The 20,978-nt window shown below is 70.5% G+C and carries 23 protein-coding genes and 1 tRNA gene; 22 read left to right on the top strand and 2 right to left on the bottom strand.

Annotated elements, in window-relative coordinates; translation table 11 throughout:
• Positions 1-8: 8 nt before the first annotated feature.
• From ACLQ6X_RS08265 to ACLQ6X_RS08215, 11 genes are all read left to right on the top strand, one after another.
• Complete coding sequence (locus ACLQ6X_RS08265; RefSeq protein ID WP_411699695.1) at positions 9-935, top strand: diacylglycerol/lipid kinase family protein; 927 nt, start codon at positions 9-11, stop codon at positions 933-935.
• Between the two features lie 69 nt (positions 936-1,004).
• Positions 1,005-1,877 (top strand): PhzF family phenazine biosynthesis protein, encoded by an 873-nt coding sequence (locus tag ACLQ6X_RS08260; protein WP_411699694.1) that lies wholly within the window; start codon positions 1,005-1,007, stop codon positions 1,875-1,877.
• A complete protein-coding gene (locus ACLQ6X_RS08255; RefSeq protein ID WP_411699693.1) occupies positions 1,874-2,767 on the top strand; it encodes an alpha/beta fold hydrolase in 894 nt (297 codons plus the stop codon). The genes ACLQ6X_RS08260 and ACLQ6X_RS08255 overlap by 4 nt, the downstream gene beginning before the upstream one ends.
• The gene (locus ACLQ6X_RS08250) at positions 2,764-3,273 is read left to right on the top strand and encodes a GNAT family N-acetyltransferase (RefSeq protein WP_411699692.1); all 510 of its coding nucleotides are present in this window, start codon (positions 2,764-2,766) and stop codon (positions 3,271-3,273) included. The genes ACLQ6X_RS08255 and ACLQ6X_RS08250 overlap by 4 nt, the downstream gene beginning before the upstream one ends.
• Before the next feature lie 52 nt (positions 3,274-3,325).
• On the top strand, positions 3,326-4,318 hold the full coding sequence (locus ACLQ6X_RS08245; protein ID WP_411699691.1) for an NAD-dependent epimerase/dehydratase family protein: 993 nt from the start codon (positions 3,326-3,328) through the stop codon (positions 4,316-4,318).
• Between the two features lie 67 nt (positions 4,319-4,385).
• Positions 4,386-4,458: transfer RNA gene (locus tag ACLQ6X_RS08240), tRNA-Glu, on the top strand.
• 264 nt (positions 4,459-4,722) lie between these two features.
• On the top strand, positions 4,723-5,298 hold the full coding sequence (locus tag ACLQ6X_RS08235; protein ID WP_411699690.1) for a TRAP transporter small permease: 576 nt from the start codon (positions 4,723-4,725) through the stop codon (positions 5,296-5,298).
• Position 5,299: 1 nt separating this feature from the next.
• Positions 5,300-6,574, top strand: coding sequence for a TRAP transporter large permease (locus tag ACLQ6X_RS08230; RefSeq protein ID WP_411699689.1), 1,275 nt, complete (start codon positions 5,300-5,302; stop codon positions 6,572-6,574).
• Between the two features lie 82 nt (positions 6,575-6,656).
• Positions 6,657-7,703 (top strand): TRAP transporter substrate-binding protein DctP, encoded by a 1,047-nt coding sequence (dctP, locus tag ACLQ6X_RS08225; protein ID WP_411699688.1) that lies wholly within the window; start codon positions 6,657-6,659, stop codon positions 7,701-7,703.
• A 62-nt stretch (positions 7,704-7,765) separates the two neighbouring features.
• On the top strand, positions 7,766-8,503 hold the full coding sequence (locus tag ACLQ6X_RS08220; RefSeq protein WP_411699687.1) for an IclR family transcriptional regulator: 738 nt from the start codon (positions 7,766-7,768) through the stop codon (positions 8,501-8,503).
• A 46-nt stretch (positions 8,504-8,549) separates the two neighbouring features.
• Positions 8,550-9,437: a shikimate dehydrogenase gene (locus ACLQ6X_RS08215; RefSeq protein WP_411699686.1), complete on the top strand. Its 888-nt coding sequence runs from the start codon at positions 8,550-8,552 to the stop codon at positions 9,435-9,437.
• Between the two features lie 9 nt (positions 9,438-9,446).
• Here the strand turns inward: ACLQ6X_RS08215 and aroQ are convergent, their stop codons facing one another.
• A complete protein-coding gene (gene aroQ / locus ACLQ6X_RS08210) occupies positions 9,447-9,908 on the bottom strand; it encodes a type II 3-dehydroquinate dehydratase (RefSeq protein WP_411699685.1) in 462 nt (153 codons plus the stop codon).
• Positions 9,909-10,076: 168 nt separating this feature from the next.
• On the opposite strand from aroQ, the gene ACLQ6X_RS08205 reads away from it, so the two are divergent.
• Both ACLQ6X_RS08205 and ACLQ6X_RS08200 read left to right on the top strand, forming a co-directional pair.
• A complete protein-coding gene (locus tag ACLQ6X_RS08205) occupies positions 10,077-11,924 on the top strand; it encodes a TIM barrel protein (protein ID WP_411699684.1) in 1,848 nt (615 codons plus the stop codon).
• Positions 11,921-12,211 (top strand): Dabb family protein, encoded by a 291-nt coding sequence (locus ACLQ6X_RS08200; RefSeq protein ID WP_411699683.1) that lies wholly within the window; start codon positions 11,921-11,923, stop codon positions 12,209-12,211. Before ACLQ6X_RS08205 ends, ACLQ6X_RS08200 begins: the two co-directional genes overlap by 4 nt.
• 4 nt (positions 12,212-12,215) lie before the next feature.
• Here ACLQ6X_RS08200 and ACLQ6X_RS08195 read toward each other — a convergent pair whose 3' ends face one another.
• Positions 12,216-12,971 carry an IclR family transcriptional regulator gene (locus ACLQ6X_RS08195; protein ID WP_411699682.1) on the bottom strand — a complete coding sequence of 252 codons (756 nt, stop codon included), beginning with the start codon at positions 12,969-12,971 and terminating at the stop codon, positions 12,216-12,218.
• A 106-nt stretch (positions 12,972-13,077) separates the two neighbouring features.
• On the opposite strand from ACLQ6X_RS08195, the gene ACLQ6X_RS08190 reads away from it, so the two are divergent.
• The 9 genes from ACLQ6X_RS08190 to ACLQ6X_RS08150 all read left to right on the top strand — a co-directional run bounded on the left by ACLQ6X_RS08190 (position 13,078) and on the right by ACLQ6X_RS08150 (position 20,869).
• Positions 13,078-13,878 carry an IclR family transcriptional regulator gene (locus tag ACLQ6X_RS08190; RefSeq protein ID WP_411699681.1) on the top strand — a complete coding sequence of 267 codons (801 nt, stop codon included), beginning with the start codon at positions 13,078-13,080 and terminating at the stop codon, positions 13,876-13,878.
• 130 nt (positions 13,879-14,008) lie between these two features.
• Positions 14,009-14,746 carry a protocatechuate 3,4-dioxygenase subunit beta gene (gene pcaH, locus ACLQ6X_RS08185; protein WP_411699722.1) on the top strand — a complete coding sequence of 246 codons (738 nt, stop codon included), beginning with the start codon at positions 14,009-14,011 and terminating at the stop codon, positions 14,744-14,746.
• Positions 14,739-15,260, top strand: coding sequence for a protocatechuate 3,4-dioxygenase subunit alpha (gene pcaG, locus ACLQ6X_RS08180; RefSeq protein WP_411699680.1), 522 nt, complete (start codon positions 14,739-14,741; stop codon positions 15,258-15,260). The genes pcaH and pcaG overlap by 8 nt, the downstream gene beginning before the upstream one ends.
• Positions 15,257-16,666: a lyase family protein gene (locus tag ACLQ6X_RS08175; protein ID WP_411699679.1), complete on the top strand. Its 1,410-nt coding sequence runs from the start codon at positions 15,257-15,259 to the stop codon at positions 16,664-16,666. Before pcaG ends, ACLQ6X_RS08175 begins: the two co-directional genes overlap by 4 nt.
• Positions 16,663-17,790 carry a 4-carboxymuconolactone decarboxylase gene (gene pcaC / locus ACLQ6X_RS08170; protein ID WP_411699678.1) on the top strand — a complete coding sequence of 376 codons (1,128 nt, stop codon included), beginning with the start codon at positions 16,663-16,665 and terminating at the stop codon, positions 17,788-17,790. The genes ACLQ6X_RS08175 and pcaC overlap by 4 nt, the downstream gene beginning before the upstream one ends.
• The gene (locus ACLQ6X_RS08165; protein ID WP_411699677.1) at positions 17,790-18,572 is read left to right on the top strand and encodes a CoA transferase subunit A; all 783 of its coding nucleotides are present in this window, start codon (positions 17,790-17,792) and stop codon (positions 18,570-18,572) included. Before pcaC ends, ACLQ6X_RS08165 begins: the two co-directional genes overlap by 1 nt.
• Entirely contained in the window at positions 18,569-19,195 is a 627-nt protein-coding gene (locus ACLQ6X_RS08160) for a 3-oxoacid CoA-transferase subunit B (RefSeq protein ID WP_411699676.1), read from the top strand. Before ACLQ6X_RS08165 ends, ACLQ6X_RS08160 begins: the two co-directional genes overlap by 4 nt.
• A complete protein-coding gene (locus ACLQ6X_RS08155; RefSeq protein WP_411699675.1) occupies positions 19,192-20,400 on the top strand; it encodes an acetyl-CoA C-acetyltransferase in 1,209 nt (402 codons plus the stop codon). The genes ACLQ6X_RS08160 and ACLQ6X_RS08155 overlap by 4 nt, the downstream gene beginning before the upstream one ends.
• A gap of 112 nt (positions 20,401-20,512) precedes the next feature.
• Entirely contained in the window at positions 20,513-20,869 is a 357-nt protein-coding gene (locus ACLQ6X_RS08150; protein WP_411699674.1) for a PRC-barrel domain-containing protein, read from the top strand.
• Positions 20,870-20,978: the final 109 nt, after the last annotated feature.

Raw genomic sequence — 20,978 nt, 5'->3', positions numbered from 1 at the left:
GATGAACCGTGCCGACACCGCAGCCGCTGACGATCGTCGTCGCCATCAACCCGTCCGCGTCGTTCGGTAAGAGCCGCACGGTCGGTCCGACGGTCGTCGCCCGGCTGCGCGCGGCCGGCCACACCGTCACCGCCCTCGAAGAGCCCACGTTCGCGCGTCTCGTGGAGGTCGCGACCCGCGCCATAGCGCAGAAGCCCGACGCTCTCGTGGTCGTCGGCGGCGACGGGATGGTGAGCCTCGGGGTCAACCTGCTGGCCACCACCACCCTCCCTCTCGGAATCATCCCCTCGGGCACCGGCAACGACATGGCGCGCGGGCTCGGCATTCCGATCGGCGACACGGGCGCCGCGATCGACGTGCTGCTCGCCGCTATCGCGCGACCGTCTCGGGCGATCGACGCGGGGCGCATCCGCCACACCGACGACGCCACGGGCGAACCGCGCACGACCTGGTTCGCCAGCGTGCTCTCGGCCGGCTTCGACGCGATCGTCAATGAGCGGGCCAACACGCTGCGGCGTCCACGCGGCAAGAGCCGCTACCTCGTCGCCCTCGCGATAGAGCTGGCCCGGCTGCGACCCATCCGCTACCGCCTGGTGCTCGACGGAGCGGAGACCGTGACCGACGCCGCGCTCATCGCGGTGGGCAACAACCGGTCGATCGGCGGCGGCATGCGTGTGACCCCCGACGCGGTGATCGACGACGGACTGTTCGACGTGCTCGTCGTGACCCCGCTGTCGCGCATGGCGTTCGTGCGGGTGTTCCCGCGCGTGTTCGCCGGCACGCACCTCACCGACCGGCGGGTCACCGTGCACCGCGCGAAGACCGTGCGCATCGAGGCGGATTCGGTCGCCGCCTACGCCGACGGCGAACGGGTCTCGCTGCTGCCCGTCGACGTCGAGATAGTGCCCGGCGCGCTGCACGTGCTGATGCCATAGCCCCCGTCGTGAGGCAGTAGCCACCCGTCGGCGATGCCCGCTGTCGGCGGTTGCTGCCACGATGGGTCAATGACTTCCGTTCTGCGCTATACCGCGTTCGCCTCGACGCCCGACGGCGGCAACCCGGCGGGCATCGTGCTCGACGCGAGCGCCCTCGACGACACGCAGATGCAGAGAATAGCGGCGGATGTCGGCTTCGCCGAGACCGCGTTCCTCATCGATCCCGCGATAGACGGCGATGCCCGGCACGCCCGTGTGCGCTACTTCTCGCCGATCGCCGAGGTACCGTTCTGCGGCCACGCGACCGTGGCCACCGCGGTCGCGCTCGCCCGGCGCGACGGCCCCGGCACGTTCACGTTCGAGACCGCCGTGGGCCCGATCGCGATCGACACCGCCACCGTCGTCGCCCTGCCCGGTGAGGGCTCAGCCGCGGGCGACCAGATCGACGCGGCGTTCACGAGCGTCGAGCCCGAGGTGGTCGAGATCGACGGCGAGGTTCTCGACACCCTGCTTGGCCTGCTCGCGCTGACCCGCGACGACCTCGATCCGCGGTTCCCGCCGCGGATCTCGTTCGCGGGCAACTGGCACCCGGTGCTGGTTTTCGCGTCCCGCTCGCGCTTCGACGACTTCACCTTCGATCCCGCAGCGATGCGTGCGCTGATGGACGACCAGGGCTGGGCCGGCACGGTCACCACGCTGTTCGCGATCTCGAGCCACGAGTTCGAGGCCCGCAACCTCTTCCCGGTGGGCGTGATCACCGAAGATCCCGCCACCGGTTCCGCCGCTGCATCCGTGGGCGGCTACCTGCGTGCCCTCGGTCTCGCGCCCGAGCGCGTTCTCATCAACCAGGGCGCACACGTCGGCCGACCGAGTGTGCTCACCGTCGACATCCCGCCGTCCGGCGGCATCGTCGTGAGCGGAACGGCGGTGGAGATCGTATGAACGAGATCAAGACGGTGACGACCGACGTGCTCGAGATCGCCTACGAAGAGTGGGGGCCCGCCGACGGTGCTCCCGTGGTGCTGCTGCACGGGTTCCCGTACGACGTGCGCGCGTTCGACGAGGTAGCGCCGCGGCTCGCCCGTGCGAACCACAGGGTGATCGCGCCCTACCTGCGCGGCTTCGGGCCCACGCGCTTCCTCGACGAATCCACACCGCGCTCCGGCCAGCAGGCCGCGCTCGGTGCCGACCTGGTGGCGCTACTCGACGCCCTCGACATCGACAGCGCCGTACTCGCCGGGTTCGACTGGGGCGGACGCGCCGCGTGCATCGTGGCGGCCCTGTGGCCCGAGCGGGTCACCGGGCTCGTCAGCGCCGGCGGCTACAACGTGCAGAACCTCGCCGCAGCCGGCGAGCCCGCGCCGCCCGAGTGGGAGGCAACCTACTGGTACCAGTACTACTTCCACGGTGAACGCGGACGCCTCGGCCTCGAACGCAACCGCGACGAGCTGTGCGAACTGCTCTGGCGCACCTGGTCGCCGACCTGGAACTTCTCGCCCGAGGTGTTCGCGGCCAGCTCTCCCAGCCTGCACAACCCCGATTTCGTCGACGTCGTCGTGCACTCCTACCGGCACCGCTTCGGCCTCGTCGAGGGTGACCCGCGCTACGACGAGATCGAGGCCGCTCTCGCCGAGTCGCCGCCGATCCTCGTGCCGACCATCGTGCTCGAATCCGGAGCCGACGGCGTGCTCGGAGCCAGCGCCGACGACGACCGCTCGCAGTTCGTGGGTCCGTACGGGCAAGAACTGCTCGCGAACGTCGGCCACAACGTGCCGCAGCAGGAGCCGCGCGAATTCGCCCGCGCGATCCTCGACCTGACGGCGGGCGCATGACCCGCACGGCACGACTGAGCCTCGACCGCCTCTCGGTGGTCGACTTCGACGCGATGTGGAGCATCCACGCCGACCCCCTCACCAACGCCTTCAACCCGGCGGGCCCGCTCACGGCCCGATCCGACGCGCAACGGCAGTTCGGCGAGTGGCTCGGGCATTGGCACGAGCACGGATTCGGTTACTGGACCGTGCGCGACGACGAGGGCGTCGTGGGGTTCTCGGGCATCCGCTTCTCCACCTGGAACGACCGCACGGTGCTGAACCTCTCGTACCGGTACACGCCGCGAGCGTGGGGCAAGGGCTACGCCACCGAGGTCGCGCTCACCGCGGTCGAGCTGTGGCGCGACGAGCATTCGGCGCATCCGCTCATCGCCTACACGACGCACGGCAACGTCGGCTCGCAGCGCACCGCACTCAAGGCCGGACTCGAACGCCGTGCCGACCTCGACCGGGTCACCGGCGAGGCGCTCGGCGACGACGTCGTGTTCGCGCTGGGCTGGTCGTAGGCCGAGAGCAGAATCGCTTGGCGACCCGGCCCGGGTGCGCGACGCTGGGGTGATGACGGCGAAACGCGTTTTGATCCTGGGCGGCACCGAGTTCGTGGGGCACGCCTTCGTCGACGAGGCCGTCGCGCGCGGCCACGACGTGACCGTGCTCAACCGCGGCAGCCGCGAACCGCGCCCCGACGTGACCGCGCTCGTGGGTGACCGCACGGCCCCCGGCGGTCTCGACGCCCTGGCCGACGGCGAGTGGGACCTCGTCGTGGACACCTGGTCGTGGTCGCCGAAAGCGGTGACGGATGCCGCGGCTCTGCTCTCGTCGCGCGCGCAGAAATACGTCTACGTGTCGTCCCGCTCGGTGCACACGTATCCGCCGCCGGCCTACGCGCGCGAGGATGCGCCCGTGGTCGAGGCGTCGGCCGACGAGACGGATCACTCCGACTACGCGCGCGCAAAACGGGGTGGCGAGCTCGGCGCCCTCGCGGGTTTCGGCGACCGCGCCCTGCTGCTGCGGGCCGGGCTCATCCTCGGGCCGCGCGAGAACATCGGCCGGCTGCCGTGGTGGCTCGCCCGCATCGCGCGCGGTGGCGAGGTGGTGGCGCCCGGGCCGGCCGGCGCCGGCATCCAGTACGTCGACGCCCGCGACCTCGCCGCGTTCGGCCTGTACACCGCGGCGACCGGAGCCGTGAACGTCGTCGGCCCGCCCGACATCACCACGATGCGCGACGTGCTCGAGGCGAGTGTCGCCGCGACCGGCTCCGACGCCCGGCTGCGCTGGTTCGCCCCCGAGCAGATCGCGGAGGCGGGCATCGAGCCGTGGTTGGAGCTGCCGATCTGGATTCCGCCGGGCCCCGACTCCGACGGTATGCACCGGGCCGATGTGAGCACCGCGCTGGCGGCCGGGCTCACCGTGCGGCCGCTGGCCGAGACGGTCGACGACACCTGGCGATGGCTGCACTCGATCGGGGGAGTCGCGCCCCAGCGGCCCGACCGCCCGGTCGTCGGCCTGCCGCCCGCGAAAGAGGCCGCGCTGCTCGCGCTCGCGCCTTGATCGCGTCGAGCCGCAGCCTCGGTTTGGAAGTGCCCCACGCGTATGGCATACTCATCTAGTTGCTTTCGGCCCCATCGTATAGCGGCCTAGTACGCTGCCCTCTCACGGCGGTAACACCGGTTCGAATCCGGTTGGGGTCACAACAGCCCGGTTCCCTTTGATTCATTGGGAACCGGGCATTTTTTATGCCCGCCGCACCTCGGCGCTACCGATTCAGACAGATATCCTCACATCTATTGACGGTGCGTTCCATTCGCTGGGACGGTCGCTTGTGTGCAGCCTGCCGACCACTCAGAGTCGCAGTCAGCGGCATGAGCCCGCACATTGACAGAGAGGTTGATGATGTTCCAGGTCGCATCATTGCCCGGCCCGCGGGGCGGCATCCGACGAGTCTGGTGTCGCGCGTGAGCGACCGCCCGGCCAACGACGCCGATCACCCGGTGACCGACTCCGCCACCCCGCCGCCCGAGGCCGACCACCACCTGCCCGCTCCGCTCCGTTGGCTGTCTCGGGTCGAGCTCTGGGCCGGCACCGTGTTCTTCGCTCTCATCTTCTTCGGCGTGATGTACCAGGTGATCGGCCGCTACGTGCCCCCGATCGCGTGGGTCGGTGCCGGGGAGGTGGCGCGGCTGTCCATGGTCGCCCTCACCTTCATCACGGCGGGCTACCTCATCGGCAAGAACGGCCACATCGTCATCGAGGTCTTCGACTCGGTGCTGCGGGGCAAGAAGCTCTTCGTCGCCCTGCGGGTGTTCGCCGCCCTCGTGATGGTCGCGACGTGCGCGGCGCTGGCGTGGGAATCGATACTGACGATCGAGCAGGGCTGGCGGAGGGTCACGACGGTGCTGCACATGCCGCTCGCCGTGATCTATATCTTCGCGTTCATCGGGTTCACGTCGGGCGTGATCCACTCGATCGCGAAGATCTTCGCTGCGAACCGCCCCGAGCCGCGGCTCGACATCTCCGAGATGGAGGGCTGACATGGATCTCACCATCTATCTCGTGGTGATGTCGGCGCTGCTTCTGCTGCGCGTGCCTGTCGCCTTCGCGATGATCGCGGCGAGCATGCTGTACTTCTACACCAACGGCAACTCTGCCGGGCTGGCCATCCGTTCCGTCGTCGATGGAATCAACAGCTTCCCGCTGCTCGCGGTGCCGCTGTTCATTTTCGTCGGAGCGATCGCCAACCATCTCGGAATAGCCGCCAGACTCTTCGACTTCGCGCTCGCCAGCCTGCCGCGGCTGAGGGGCAATCTCGCCTACGTCAACCTGGGCACGAGCGTCGGATTCTCCTGGATCAGCGGCTCGGCCCTGGCGGACGCCGCGGCCCTGAGCAAGGTGCAGGTGCCGCAGATGATCCGGCAGGGGTATCCCTACGGTTTCGCGGCTGGGCTGAGCGCCTCCGGTTCGCTGCTGAGCACGATCATGCCGCCGAGCATCCCCGCCGTACTCTTCGCCGCGACGGCGTCGATCTCGACCGGCGCGCTGTTCGCCGGCTCGATCCTGCCCGCGATGCTGATGACGTTCGGGCTCGCGCTCTACATCTTCCTCTGGGCCCGCAAACGCGAGGGAATGGAAGGCAGCCCCTTCGACGGCAAGGCGTTCCGCGCCGCCACGGTCAGGGTCATCGGCCCGCTGTTCACACCGGTGATCATCCTCGGCGGAATCATCGGCGGCATCTTCACGCCGACCGAGGGCGCGGGCGTCGCCGCCGCCTACATGATCGTTCTCGGCGCGATCTATCGCACGCTGTCGCTCAAGGTGCTCATCCAGTCGGCCAAGGAGACCGTGGTCGTCACGGGTGGGATCCTGCTCATCCTCGGCGCCGCCAACCTCATGGGTCAGGTGCTCGCCCGCGAACAGGTCTCCCGGGTGCTCGGGCAGTGGCTCACCGGGCTCACCGACAACCCCATCGTCTTCCTGCTGGTGCTGAACGTCATCCTGCTGCTCATCGGCACGTTCCTCGAGGCGCCGCCCGTGATCCTGGTGCTGGTGCCCGTGCTGATGCCGATCGCGGCGCAGTTCGGCATCGACCCGGTGCACCTCGGCGTCGTGATGATCCTCAACCTGATGATCGGATCGCTCAGCCCGCCCGTCGGAGCGGTGCTGTTCGTGGTCGGGTCGATCACCCGACAACCGATGGGCGTCGTCTTCCGGGGTGTGCTGCCGTTCCTCATCCCGCTCGTCTCGGTGCTGCTGCTTCTCACCGTCTTTCCGCAGATCGTCACCATCGTTCCCGACCTCCTCGGGCTATAACTCCATACTTCGGCCCGCCTCACGGGCCGTCCAGTGCCGGGCCGAGAGGCTCCGGCAACCGCACAGTACAAGGGAGATTCACATGAGCCACGCTCACAGCAAGTCCCGGGTCGTCTTCGCGTCGTCGGTGTTGACGGCCGGGGCGCTCCTTCTCGCCGGATGTGCCGCACCGGCCGACGACGGCGGGGGAGGCGACTCCGGCGGCAACGAAGACGTCACGCTGACCGTCGCCACCAGCCAGCCCGAGACCACGCCTAACTTCTACTGCGGCGTCGAGCTGCTGAAGGAACGGTTGGAAGAGGCGGACATCGGGTTCACCGTCGACCTGTTCCCCGCCAGCCAGCTCGGCCCCGACACCGAACGGTTCGCAGCGGTGCAGGCCGGCGACATCGACATCGACCTACAGGGGGCCTCCGCGCTGAGCGCCACCTACGAGCCGATCGGCGTCGTCGACGCGGCCTACGTCTTCAACGACGTCGACCACACGTTCGACTGGATCGACAACGAGTCATCCGATCTCTTCGCCAGCTTCAACGAGGAGACCGGCACCCGCATCGTCGACGGCTGGTTCTTCGGCAACCGCACCTTCACCACGAAGGACACACCGATCGAGAGCCCCGACGACCTCGAGGGCCTCGCGATCCGCTTCCCCGACTCGCCCCAGTTTCTCGCGAACGCCGAAGCCATGGGCGTAGAACCCGTCGCGGTGGCGAACGAGGAGATCTACGTGGCGCTGCAGCAGGGCATCGCGGTCGGCCAGGAGAACCCGATCGTGGCGACGCACTCGCAGAGCTTCGACGAGATCCTCAAGGTGGCCTCGCTGAACAACCACCAGGTCGGCATCCACTGGCTCGTCGTCGGTGAGAACACCTACGACAAGCTGAGCGACGAGCAGGCCGAACTGCTCGACGAGACCATTCACGGCATCCGTGCCGAGAACCGCGAGTGCGTCGAAGAGGAGACCAACAAGATCCTCGACGAGTACCGCGCCGACTCGTCGTTCACGGTCGTCGAGGAGGACGAGGTCGACAAGGCCGCGTTCATCGAGCAGGCGGAGGAGTTCTTCACGGGCTACTACGACGGCGAGCGTCTCGAGCTGTACGAAGCCATCCGCGGGATGGTCAACTGACGCCACACCGGCGGGGGAGCGGACCGGACAGGGCCGCTCCCCCCCTGTGGGCTAGCGGGGACATGATGCGCACAACGCAGTGGAGCGACGCCGTCTCGGTCATCGAGCGGGTCACGATCGTGCTCGGATGCTTCGGCGCCGACGACCAGCGGGTCGGAATCTCCGAGCTGGCGCGGCGGGCGAACCTGCCGAAGTCGACGGTGTCGCGCCTGGTCTCCGAACTCGTCGACCACCGCTACCTCGAACGCGACGGTGCCGGGGTGCGCCTGGGGCTGAGGCTGTTCGAACTGGGCGAGCTCGCGGCCCAGCCGAGGGCACTGCGCACCCTGGCGCTCGCCGCGATGGCGGACCTGCGCGACGTCACGGGGCACACGGTTCAGCTCGCCGTGCTCGAGGGGGTCGAGGTGGTGTACGTCGGCGTGATCCACGGCCGCAACCCGCCCGCGCCGCGAGCCCGCATCGGCAGCCGGCTGCCCGCGCATACGACCGCCGTGGGAAAGGCGATACTCGCCTTTTCAGCCCCGGATGCCGTGGAGCGCGTCATCGAGACCGGCCTGCCCCGGGTGGGCTCCGCGCCCCTCGATGTCGCGGCATTCCGCGCGCAGCTCGATCGGGTGCGGGCCGACGGCATCGCGCTCGACTCGGACGGCGGCGCGGACTGCGTGGCGAGCGCGATCCTCGACGGCGCGGGCAACGCCGTCGCGGCCATCTCGGTGTGCGGCCGCACCGGCGCGTTCGACGCGGCAGGTGCAGGGCCTGCGGTGCACACGGCGGCACTCGGGCTCGCCCGGCGTCTGTAACCAGCGACCAGGCACATCAGACATACGAGACAACGGGGTCACAGGTATGAGTACAACGGAGTCGTATCGCGTCGGGCTTATCGGGCTCGGGCTCGAACTGTCTCTGTCGCCGGTGCTGCACGAGGCGGAGGCTGCGGCACTCGGCCTCGACTACAGCTACGCCGTCTTCGACGGCAGCCGCGACGCCGCCTACGGCGACGTGGGCGCCTCGATCGAGGCGGCGCGCGCGAGCGGTTTCCGCGGCGTGAACATCACGCATCCCTTCAAGCAGCTCGCCGTCGACCACGTCGACGAGATGTCGCGCGACGCCTGGGTGCTCGGCGCGGTGAACACCATCGTGTTCGAGGGTGGACGCTCGATCGGGCACAACACCGACTGGTACGGCTTCGCGCACTCGATCGAGAAGAACCTCGCGGGTGTGCCCCGCCGCACGGTGGTGCAGTTCGGCGCGGGCGGCGCCGGGGTGGCCGTGGCGCACGCGCTGTTGCGCAGCGGGGTCGAGCGGCTCGTTCTGCTCGACGTCGACGCCGAGCGCGCGGGCACCGTCGCCGAATCACTCAACACGGCGCACGAGCGCACGGCGATCGTCGGCGGATCCGTCGACGACGCGGGGCGCTATCTTCCCTCGGCCGACGGCGTCGTCAACGCGTCCCCGGTTGGCATGCCGTCGCATCCGGGGTCTGCCGTCCCCCTCGACCTGCTGCGCAGCGACCTCTGGGTGCACGATGTCGTCTACATGCCGCTCGAGACCGAGCTGATGACCGCGGCCCGCGCGCTCGGCTGCCTCACCGTCGGGGGCGGCTACATGCTGGTGTTCCAGGCCGCCGAGGGCATCCGGCTGTTCACCGGCGTCACGCCGGACGCGGAACGGATGCTGCGCCACTTCGAGCGCATCATCGCCGCGGGCAGCCAGGGCGCCCGGCAGCCGGGCTGAGGCGCGCGGTCAGCGGGCCGAGTCGCCCGCCGTGCGGGCAACGAGGTAGTCGACGGCGTACCGGTAGCCGGCGATGCCGCACCCCGCGATGACCGCGTCGGCCATGGTCGACACGTACGAGAAGTGCCGGAACTGTTCGCGCCGGTGGATGTTCGACACGTGCACCTCGACGACCGGCAGCGCGACCGCCAGCAGCGTGTCGAGCAGGGTAATCGACGTGCTGGTGAAGCCCGCGGGGTTCACGATGATCCCGCTCGCCACCCCCCGCGCCTCGTGCAGCCGATCGACGATCGCGCCTTCCCAGTTGCTCTGGAAGAAGTCGAGGTCGTAGCCGGCCGCGTCCGCCGTGTCGCGCGCGAGCTGCTCGGCGTCGGCGAGGGTGTCGTGTCCGTAGATCCCCGGCTCGCGCAGGCCGAGCAGGTTGAGATTGGGGCCGTTCACCACGAGGATGCTGGGGCGCTGCGCGTTCATTGCTGTCTCCTTCGACCGTCGAGTAGTGCTGCCCGCCATTCTGCGGGCCTGCCCCAGCGCGCGCACGGGCCGTTCCACTGGATGGGCGCAGCGATTGTGCGCGGTCGGCACGCCCTCTGACACTGGGGGTCACCATCACCGGGTCAACGAGGGAGAAGCGGTGCGTCGATGAAGACTTCCATTGCCACGGTGTGTCTGAGCGGGACGCTCGAGCAGAAGCTGCGGGCGAGCGCGGCCGCCGGCTTCGACGGGGTGGAGATCTTCGAACCCGATTTCGTGTCGTCGCCGCTGCCTCCCCGCGACGTCGCGGCGCTCGCCGCAGACCTCGGGATCACCCTCGACCTCTATCAGCCGTTCCGCGACTTCGAGGGGGTCAGCGAAGAGAAGCTGCGGCACAATCTGCGTCGGGCGCGCGCGAAGTTCGACCTCATGAACCGGCTCGGCATCGACACCATGCTGCTCTGCAGCAACGTCGGAACGGCGGTGAGCTCCGACGACGCCCTCGCCGTCGACCAGCTGCGCCGCCTGGGCGACGTGGCGGCTGACAACGGCGTTCGGGTCGCGTACGAGGCGCTCGCGTGGGGCCGCTTCGTGGCCGACTACGAGCATGCCGCCCGCATCGTGCGCTCGGTCGACCACCCCGCCGTCGGACACTGCCTCGACAGCTTCCACATCCTGTCGCGGGGCTGGGATCCGGTGGCGATCGAGACCATCCCCGCCGACAAGATCTTTTTCGTGCAGATGGCGGATGCACCGGGCCTCACCATGGACCTGCTGTCGTGGAGCCGCCACCACCGGGTGTTTCCGGGCGAGGGAGCCTTCGACCTCGCCGACTTCATGGGTCACCTGCTGCGATCCGGCTACGACGGACCGGTCTCGCTCGAGATCTTCAACGACACGTTCCGCCGCACCGACCCGTTCCGCACCGCGGTCGACGCGATGCGATCGCTGCAGTGGTTGCAGCAGCTCGCGTCGGAGGCGCTCGACCGAGACGGCAGCGAGGGTGCGCGGATGGACGTGGCGCCGCTCCCCGACATGCGCCCGCCGGTCGGCTTCAACTTCGTCGAGATCCGCGCGGAGGACGGCCAACGCGACCGGGTGAGGACGACCCTGTACCAGCTCGGCTTCGACGACGGCGGATCGCACCGCACCAAACCGGTCGAACTGTGGGCGCAGGGCGACGCCCGGGTCGTGATCAACAACGGCGACGCGAGCGCGGGCGCTCCCGCCGTCGCCGCGCTCGGGTTCGACGTGGCCGACCCGCACGCGGCGGCGGAGCGGGCCGCCCGACTGCTCGCGCCGACGGTGCCGCGCCAGGAGGGGGCGGGCGACGAACCGCTTCTCGGCGTCCGGGCGCCCGACTCCTCCGAGGTGTTCTTCGGGCGCATCGGCACGGCGGGCGTTCCGGCGTGGGTCGCGGAGTTCGGGAACTCGCCGAGGCCCGCCGCCGACGCCCTCGTCACCCGGGTCGACCACGTCAACCTCGCGCAGTCGTGGCAGTACTTCGACGCGGCCGTGCTGTTCTGCACGAGTGTGCTCGCTCTCGCCCCCCAACCGTCGCTCGACGTCGCGGCGCCGACCGGGCTGGTGCGCAGCCAGGTGATGAGCGCACCCGGCGGCGCGGTTCGGCTCGTGCTGAACCTCTCGCCGGCCGAGAACGTCGCGAACCCGGTGCAGGCGCAGCACGTGGCGTTCGCGTCGCCCGACGCGGTGGCGGCGGCGAAGCGGGCGCGGCAACGGGGCCTCTCGTTCCTGCCCATCGGCGACAACTACTACGACGACCTCGATTCGCGCTTCGACCTCGAGCCGGCGTTCCTCGAGCAGCTGCGCGAACTGCAGCTCATGTACGACCGCGACGACCGCGGCGAGTTTCTGCACTTCTACACCGAGTCGCTCGGCAGCGTCTTCTTCGAGATCGTCGAGCGGCGGGGCGGCTACGCCGGGTACGGCGCCACGAACGCCCCCGTGCGGCTCGCCGCCCAGCACACCCGTCGCGCACCCGCGGACCCGGCATGATCCGGCACGTCGCCGTCTTCACCTTCGTTGCCGGGTTCACGCCCGCGCAGAGAGCCGACTGGGTGGCGATGGTGCGCGCGCTGCCCGGCCACATCCCCGAGGTGCTGTCGCTGTCGATCGGAGAGGATGTGGTGCACGGCCCGGCGTCTCACGACCTCGCGATCGTCGCCGACTTCGCGACGCTCACCGACCTCGAGACGTACTCCACGCATCCGGCCCACGCGGCGGTACTCGCCGTCTCCGCGGGGGTGAAGGCGTCTCTCGCGGTCGTCGACTTCGAGGTGTGAGCCGTTACGGCGCGGGAACCCGCACCGAGAGTTCGGCGGCCGCGGCCCGCAGCTGGGGCAGGAAGCCGAGCAGCGCGTCGAACGGCAGGCGGAAGACCGGGGCCGCGATGGCGACCGCGCCGATGACACGGCCGTCGGCCGACCGCACGGGAGCCGCGAGGGCGCTCATGCCGACCTCGTTCTCCTCGTACATGCTGCCGTAGCCGAGCTCGCGCACGCGTTCGATCTCGCCGCGGAACACCCGCCGGTCGGTGATGGTCTTCTCGGTGCGGGCGAACAGGTCGAGGCCGGCGACCCGCGCCTCCCAGTCGTCGGAGAACGCGACGAGCACCTTGCCGAGCGCGGTGGCGTGCAGCGGGCTGTGCGTGCCCGGGTCGCTCGTGACGCGGAAGGCCTGCGGGCCGTCGACCTTGCTCACCGTGAGCACGTGGTCCCCGTCGAGCACGCCCAGGATGCTGGCCTCGCGGGTGTGCTCGGTGAGCGACCGCAGCACCGGGATCGACGACCCGGCCAGTCCGTTCGCGTTCGAGACCCGCTGCCCGAGCTGGAAGACCCGGATGCCGAGCGCGTACCGCTTCGTGCCCGCGTCGAAGGCCACGAAGCCCTGGTGCGAGAGCGAACGCAGCAGGCGGTGCGTGGTGCTGAACGGCAGCCCCGCCACCACCGAGAGCTCGGTCGCCGTCGCGCCCTGCGCGGTGTCGCCCAGCAGCACGAGAAGCGAGAGGGCCTTGCCGACCATGTCGGTGCGCTCGACTGGCACGTGGGTGTCCTCTCCGGGGTGGTTATCCGGGCCACCCGATTGACGGCGGCCCGCTACGGGGCCATGCTGTATTCATATCGTAGATGATGTATCCAGCATATGGATAGTGACCAAAGGCGGTGACGAGACAATGGCAGAGCCGAGCGCCGCCGTATCGATCATCGAACGAATGACCGCCGTGCTCGGCGCCTTCTCGCCCGAGAACGACCGCATGGGCGTCAACGAGATCGCCCGCCGCTCGGGCCTGCCCAAGTCCACGGCGTCGCGCCTGGTATCGAGCCTCGTCGAGCACGGCTACCTCGAGCGCAGGGGCGGGCTGGTCTGCATCGGCCTGCGGCTGTTCGAGCTGGGAACCCTCTCCGGCCAGCCCAACGAACTGCGCTCACTCGCTCTGCCGACCATGGTCGACCTGCGCAGCTCGACCCGGCAGTCGGTTCACCTTTCGGTGCTCGAGGGCACAGAGATCGTCTACATCGGCATCCTGCGCGGATACGACTCCTCCTACCTGCTGTCGCGCGTCGGCGGCCGCCTGCCTGCCTACGCGACCGGCGCGGGCAAGGCGCTGCTCGCGTTCTCCCCGCCCGAGGTCGTCGAGCGGGTGATCGAGAACGGGTTCGTGGCCTACCAGCCGGGAACCATCACCGACTCGACGTCGCTGCTGCGCGAGCTCGCGACGATCCGCGCCACCGGCCTCGCGTACTCCACCGCGGAGGCCGGCCCCGGCGTCACCGCGGCGGCCAGTCCCATTCTCGGCGCGGAGTCGCGAGCGGTCGCGGCGCTCTCGGTCTCCGGCCGCATCGGCGCCTTCGACCCGCACCGCATCGGTCCCGCCGTGCACCTCGCCGCCCTCAACCTCGGCCGCCTGAGCAGTCTGCCGCCGGTCTCGCGGCACCGCGTCACCCACTGAGTGGAACAGCCGCTAAGCCGAGGAGTCGCGCTGTCGCAGACTGGAGCCGCCTGTCGTCGTCGCTAGGGAGAGAATCGTGAGTCAGCCCCAAACGCACGACGAAACCACCCAGAGCGCGATCTCCGAAGAGATGCGACGGATCGAGGCGGATGCCGCGGCCCTCGTCAGTGCCGGGGGAGCACCCGAGCTGCACCCTCGCCGCGATTACCCGCCCTACCGCAGCTCGCTGCTGAGACATCCGACCCACCGGCTCGTCAGGGTCGACCCGGAGGAGATCGAGCGCTTCTCCCCGGCCTTCGGCCACACCGACGTCGACGAGCTCGAGTCGGACCTCACCATCCAGCACGCCGGCGAGCCGCTCGGCGAACGCATCACCGTGAGCGGGCGCGTCGTCGACGGTGACGGCCGGCCGGTGCGGTCGCAGCTCATCGAGCTCTGGCAGGCCAACTCGGCCGGTCGCTACGTGCACAAGCGCGACCAGCACCCGGCGCCGCTCGACCCGAACTTCACCGGGGTGGGCCGGGCAATCACCGGCGACGACGGCTCGTACTCGTTCCGCACCATCAAGCCCGGCCCGTACCCGTGGCTCAACCACACGAACGCCTGGCGCCCGGCGCACATCCACTTCTCGGTGTTCGGCTCGCAGTTCACCCAGCGGCTCGTGACGCAGATGTATTTTCCCGGCGACCCGCTGTTCGCGCTCGACCCGATCTACCAGTCGATCGTCGACCCGGCCGCACGCGAGCGCCTCGTCGGGCGGTACGACCACGAGTCGAGCGTTCCCGAGCATTCGCTCGGCTACCGCTGGGACATCGTGCTGACCGGGCCCCGCTCGACCTGGATGGAGGCGGAAGACGCCGATGAGTGAGTTCGCCCAGACGCCGTCGCAGACCGTCGGACCGTTCTTCCACTTCGCGCTGCCGTACGCCGACGGACCCCGGGTCGTGCCCGCGACCGACCCGCGTGCCGTGCGCCTACACGGCACCGTGTTCGACGCGGCCGGCACGGGTGTGCGCGACGCGGTGGTCGAGATCTGGCAGGCGGATGACACGGGGTCGCCCAGCCGGCGTCGGGGCAGTCTCGTGCGCGACGGTTACGGCTTCACGGGCTTCGGCCGCGCTGCCACGAACCTCGCCGGCGAGTACTCCTTCACGACGGTCGTTCCCGGCACCTCGTTCGCGACCCTCGCGGTCTTCGCGCGTGGCCTGAGCCACCACCTGTTCACCCGCGCCTACTTCGGCGACGTCGACGACGCGCTGCTCGCGTCTCTGCCCGCCGACCGCCGGGCGACCCTCGTCGCTACGGCCGATGCCGAACGCTCGTACCGGTTCGACATCCGTCTGCAGGGTGACGGCGAGACCGTGTTCTTGGAGTACACGTGATCGACGCCGGCCTGCTCGACCCGCTCGCGCAGGGCAGCCGGGCGCTCGACCTCACGGGCGACGCGGCGTTCCTGGCCGCGATGGTGCGGGCCGAGCTCGCCCTGTCGCGCGCCCTCGTCGACGAGGGCGTGGCCCCCGAGTGGATGCTCGGGGTGTGCGACGGGCTCGAGACGGCGGGCGTGGACGTCGCGGCGATAGCTTCGTCCTCGCGCGCCGGCGGCAACCCGGTGATCCCGCTCGTGACGCGGCTCGGCGCCGCGGCGGACGCCCTGCACGACGGCGCGTCCGACCACGTGCACCTCGGCGCCACCAGCCAGGACATCCTCGACACGGCCGCCATGCTGGTCGCCCGGGACGTGTGCGACGAGGTGCTCGCGCGGCTGCACGACGCCGGCGCGGCGCTCGCGGCGCTCGTCGAGACCCACCGCGCCACCCCGATGGTCGCCCGCACGCTCGGTCAGCACGCCGCCCCCACCACGTTCGGTTTCGTCGCCGCGGGCTGGCTCGACGGCGTGACCACGGCGATCGACCTGGTCGACCGTGCTCGCGCGGGGCTACCGCTGCAGCTGGGTGGCGCGGTCGGGTCGCTCGCCTCCCTCTCCCGGGCGGCGACCTCGCGGGGTTCGAGCGCCGACCACGTCGCCGCGGCCGTCGCGCGCCGCCTGGGTCTGCGCGTGGCGCCGATCGCCTGGCATGGCAGCCGGGCACCCGTGCTCACGCTCGCCTCGGCGCTCGCCGGAGCCGTTGCCGCGGTCGGGGTGGTGGCGCTCGACGTGACGGTGCTCGCCCGCACCGAGATCGGCGAGGTCACCGAGCGCGCCCGCGGTGGATCGTCGGCGATGCCCCACAAGCACAACCCGGTGACGGCCGTGCTCGTGCACGCCGCGGCACGCCGCGCACCCCAGCAGCTCGCCTCGCTCTACGGCTCGGCGCTCGCGGACGACCAACGCCCGACCGGCGCGTGGCACGCCGAGTGGCTGCCGCTGCGCGAGCTCGAACGCACCGCGATCTCGGCAGCCCACGGCGCCGCCACCCTGGCCGCCGGGCTCGACGTCGACGTCGCGCGAATGGCCGCCAACCTCGAACTCACCGGCGGGCTGATCTACAGCGAACAGGTGGTGGCCGTGCTCGCCGAGAGCGTGGGGCATGCCGCCGCGTTCGAGCTGGTCGGCACGGCGTCGCGCGAGGCCGCCCGCAGCGGACACCCGCTTGCCGAGGTGGTCGCCGAGGCCATGGCGGCTGGCTCGTACGACCGGGGCGTGCGCGACGCCGTGGCGGCCGCGTTCGAAGGCAGCGCCGCCGACGGCAGCGCCGACACCACCAGCACCGCCGCCGCGGACGCCGCCATCGACCGCGTTCTCGCGGCGTTCCGCGCGGTGACGGCGCCCGTCGGGGAGGCATCGTGAGCCTCCCCCTGCTGCGCGGAACCGTCACCCCGGTGCGGTCGCCCGACCGCGCCCCCGAACTCGTCGTGCTCGGGCCGTCGCTGGGAACCACGACCGCCCTGTGGGATGCCGTCGCGAACGACCTCGCTGCCGACCACCGGGTGCTGCGGTACGACCTGCCGGGACACGGCTCGAGTCCCGCCGCGTCGCAGCCGTTCACCGTGGCCGACCTCGCCGACGCCGTCATCGACCTGGTCGACTCGGTGGGCGGCGGCCCCTTCGCCTACGCCGGTATCTCGGCGGGCGGCGCCGTCGGGCTCGAACTGGCGCTGCGCCACCCCCAGCGGATCTCGAGCCTCGCGGTGATCTGCTCGGCCGCCCGCATCGGCAGCCCCGAGGGCTGGCGCGAACGGGCCGAGCGCGCCAGAAGCAGCGGCACCGCCTCGCTCGTGGCCCTCAGCGCCGAGCGGTGGTTCGCACCGGGCTTCCTCGACGCGCATCCCGCCGTCGGCGCCCCCGCCCTGACCGCCCTGCTCGATGTAGACGACGTGTCGTACGCCCTCGTTTGCGAGGCCCTGGCCGACTTCGACGCGCGGGATGCGGCACGCGACATCCGTGTGCCCACCCTCTGCGCTGCCGGCGAATCCGACGTCGCCACCCCGCCGACCCAGCTCGAGGCCCTCGCCGCGTCGATCCCCGGCGCGACCTATCGACTCATCGAGGGCGCCGCCCACCTGCCGGCGATCGAGCGGCCGGACGTCGTGGCGTCGCTGCTGCGGTCCCGGCTGGGCGGCATGCGCGTACGCCGTGAGGTGCTCGGCGATGCCCACGTCGACCGGGCGAGCGCCGGCATCACGGCCGAGACCGCCGACTTCCAGAACTTCATCACGCGCTACGCGTGGGGCGAGATCTGGTCGCGCCCGACCCTCGCGCGGCGTGACCGCAGCCTGCTCACCCTCGCGGCGCTCATCACCGGAAACCACCAGCACGAGCTCGCGATGCACGTGCGCGCGGCGCTCACGAACGGGCTCAGCCGCGACGAGATCGCCGAGGCGATCATGCACACCGCCGTCTACGCGGGGGTGCCCGCCGCGAACTCGGCCTTCGAGACGGCGAAGCGGGTCTTCGCAGAACTGGACGACTGATGGACAAGAGCGTCGCGAACCCCGCGGATGCCGTGGCCGATATCGCCGACGGATCCTCGATCGCGGTCGGCGGCTTCGGACTCGTCGGGGTGCCGATCGTGCTGATCCGGGCCCTGCTCGCCCAGGGCACGAGCGACCTGCGGGTGGTGTCGAACAACTGCGGGGTCGACGGTTGGGGCCTCGGCGAGCTGCTGCGCGAAGACCGCATCAGCCGGGTGACGGCGAGCTACATCGGGCAGAACAAGGACTTCGCCCGGCGCTACCTCGACGGCTCGCTCGAGGTCGAACTGACGCCGCAGGGAACACTCGCCGAACGCCTGCGGGCCGGCGGTGCGGGCATCCCCGCGTTCTTCACGGCGAGCGGCGTGGGCACCCTGGTGTCCGAGGGCGGACTGCCGTGGCGGTACGCGCCCGACGGCTCGGTGCTCGTCGCATCACCGCCGAAAGAGACGCGCGAGTTCTCGTCGCTGGGGGCGACCAAGGAATACGTGTTGGAGGAGGCCATTGTCACCGACTTCGCGCTCGTGCGGGCGGCCCGCGGCGACACCCACGGCAACCTGGTCTTCGAGAAATCGGCGCGCAATTTCAACCCGGTGGCGGGCATGGCAGGACGGGTGACGATCGCCGAGGTGGACGAACTCGTGCAGCCGGGCGAGATCGACCCCGACGACGTGCACCTCGCCGGCATCTACGTCGACCGCATCGTGCAGCTGTCGCCCGACGATGCGGCCGACCTGCCGATCGAGCTCGTGACCACCCGCCACCGACCGGAGGACCGATGACTCTCACCCGCGACGAACTCGCGGCGCGCGCCGCCGCGGAACTCACCGACGGCAGCTACGTCAACCTCGGCATCGGCCTGCCGACGCTCATCCCGAACCACATCGCCGACGACATCACCGTCGTGTTGCACTCCGAGAACGGCATTCTCGGCGTCGGGCCCTACCCGTGGGAAGGCGAGGAGGATCCGAAGCTCATCAACGCGGGCAAGGAGACGGTCACGGTGCTGCCCGGTGCGGCCTACTTCGATTCGGCGCAGAGCTTCGGGATGATCCGGGGTGGCGTGATCGACGTCGCGGTGCTCGGCGCCATGCAGGTCTCGGCTGCGGGCGACATCGCCAACTGGGCCGTGCCCGGCAAGCTGGTGAAGGGCATGGGCGGCGCGATGGACCTCGTGCACGGGGCGAAGAAGATCATCGTGCTGATGGAGCACGTGACGAAGACGGGGGAGCACAAGATCGTGGAGCGCTGCACGCTGCCGCTCACGGGCAAGCGCGTCGTCGACCGCATCATCACCGACCTCGCCGTGATCGATGTCACCGAGAACGGGCTCGTGCTCGTGGAACTCGCGGCCGGCGTCACCGAGGCCGAGGTTCGGGCGGCGACGGGAGCCGAGCTGCGATGAGAGACGTCGTGATCTGCGAACCGCTGCGCACCCCGATCGGACGCTTCGGCGGGGTGTTCCGCGACGTGACGGCAGCGGAACTCGCCGCGACCGTTATCGCGGAGCTCATGCGCCGCACCGGCATCGACGGGGCAGAGGTGGACGACGTGATCTTCGGCCAGGCCTACCCGACGGCGGAGGCACCGCCCGTCGCCCGCGTCGCAGCACTCGACGCCGGACTGCCGGTGACCGTCGGAGGCCTGCAACTCGACCGCCGCTGCGGTTCGGGACTGCAGGCGGTACTCGACGGGGCGATGCAGGTGCAGACCGGCATCAGCGACGTGGTGATCGCCGGCGGGGTCGACTCGATGAGCCAGGCGCCGTTCTACACGACCACCGCACGGTTCGGAGTGGGCGGCACCGGCGGCCTGCTCCTGCACGACGCGCTCGGCCGCGGCCGCGAGACGGCGGGTGGCAAGAACCACCCCGTGCCCGGAGGGATGCTCGAGACCGCCGAGAACCTGCGCCGCGACTTCGACATCCCCCGCGAGGAGCAGGACGACCTCACGCTGCGCTCGCACCAGCGGGCCCTCGCCGCGGTCGCCGCCGGACACTTCGCCGACGAGATCGTGCCGGTCAACGTGCGAGGCCGCAAGGGCGACACCGTCGTCGACCGCGACGAGACTCCCCGCGAGTCGAGCGCGGAGGCACTCGCCCGTCTCACCCCGATCCTCGGACGCGACGACCCGCGGGCGACCGTCACCGCGGGCAACGCGAGCGGACAGAATGATGCGGCCGCGGCGATGATCGTCACGACGCCGCAGCAGGCCGAGCGGCTGGGTCTCGTGCCGCTCGTGCGGTTGTGCGGCTGGGCCCGCGCGGGAGTGGAACCGTCGCGCATGGGCCTCGGCCCGGTTCCCGCCACGGCGAAGGCGCTCGAGCGGGCCGGCGTCGCGTTCGCCGACGTCGACCTGATCGAGCTCAACGAGGCCTTCGCGGCGCAGGTGCTCGCGGTCACGCGGGAGTGGGAGATCGAGCCGGGCGATTGGGAACGGATCAACGTGCTGGGTTCGGGAATCTCGCTCGGTCATCCGGTGGGCGCGACGGGCGCGCGCATTCTCGCGACGGCCAGCCGCCACCTGCACCGCACGGGCGGCCGCTACCTGCTCGAGACGATGTGCATCGGGGGCGGGCAGGGGCTCGCCGCCGTGTTCGAGCGCGTCTGAGCGACGCACAACGCACACCTTGCGCGCTGACGCTAGGTCGCACCCGTCGAGGTCGCTGCGGCTAGCGTTGAGAGCACGGGCTGGAACCTTTCCCGCCGAGAAGGGCACGAACATGTTCGAAGCGGAAAACCTGCGCGACTGGATCGGGCTTCCCGTCGTGGATGCCGAAGGATCGAAGGTCGGCTCGTTCGAGAGCATCTACTTCGAGACCTCGACCGAGCAGCCCGCCTTCGCGGCCGTGCACGTGGGCATCCTGGGTGGGCAGAAGCTGGTCTTCGTTCCGCTGAACGGTGCCGTCGTGGCGCCGAAGTACCTCAAGGTGCAGTTCGACAAGAAGCTCATCAAGGACGCGCCATCGATCGCGACCGACGGCGAGCTCGAGGCCGCGCGCGAGCCGGAGCTGTATGCCCACTTTGAGCTGCCGTACAGCACCGGGGTGCACGGCGAACGCCGGCTCGGCCGCCGCTGAACCCAGCGTTAGTGACGAAGGCGCGGGGCCGGGGCCTCGGCCCGGGTCCGCCCCGTAGGCGTTGGCGGGGTAGGCCCGGGCCGGTGGGGTTTAGAAAACTTACCCGGGC

Origin of the sequence: Conyzicola sp. (assembly GCF_046714715.1) — a bacterium.
Lineage (GTDB): Bacteria > Actinomycetota > Actinomycetes > Actinomycetales > Microbacteriaceae > Conyzicola.
The sequence above is the reverse complement of the archived record's forward strand: the minus strand, read 5'-3'. Positions and strand labels throughout refer to the sequence as shown.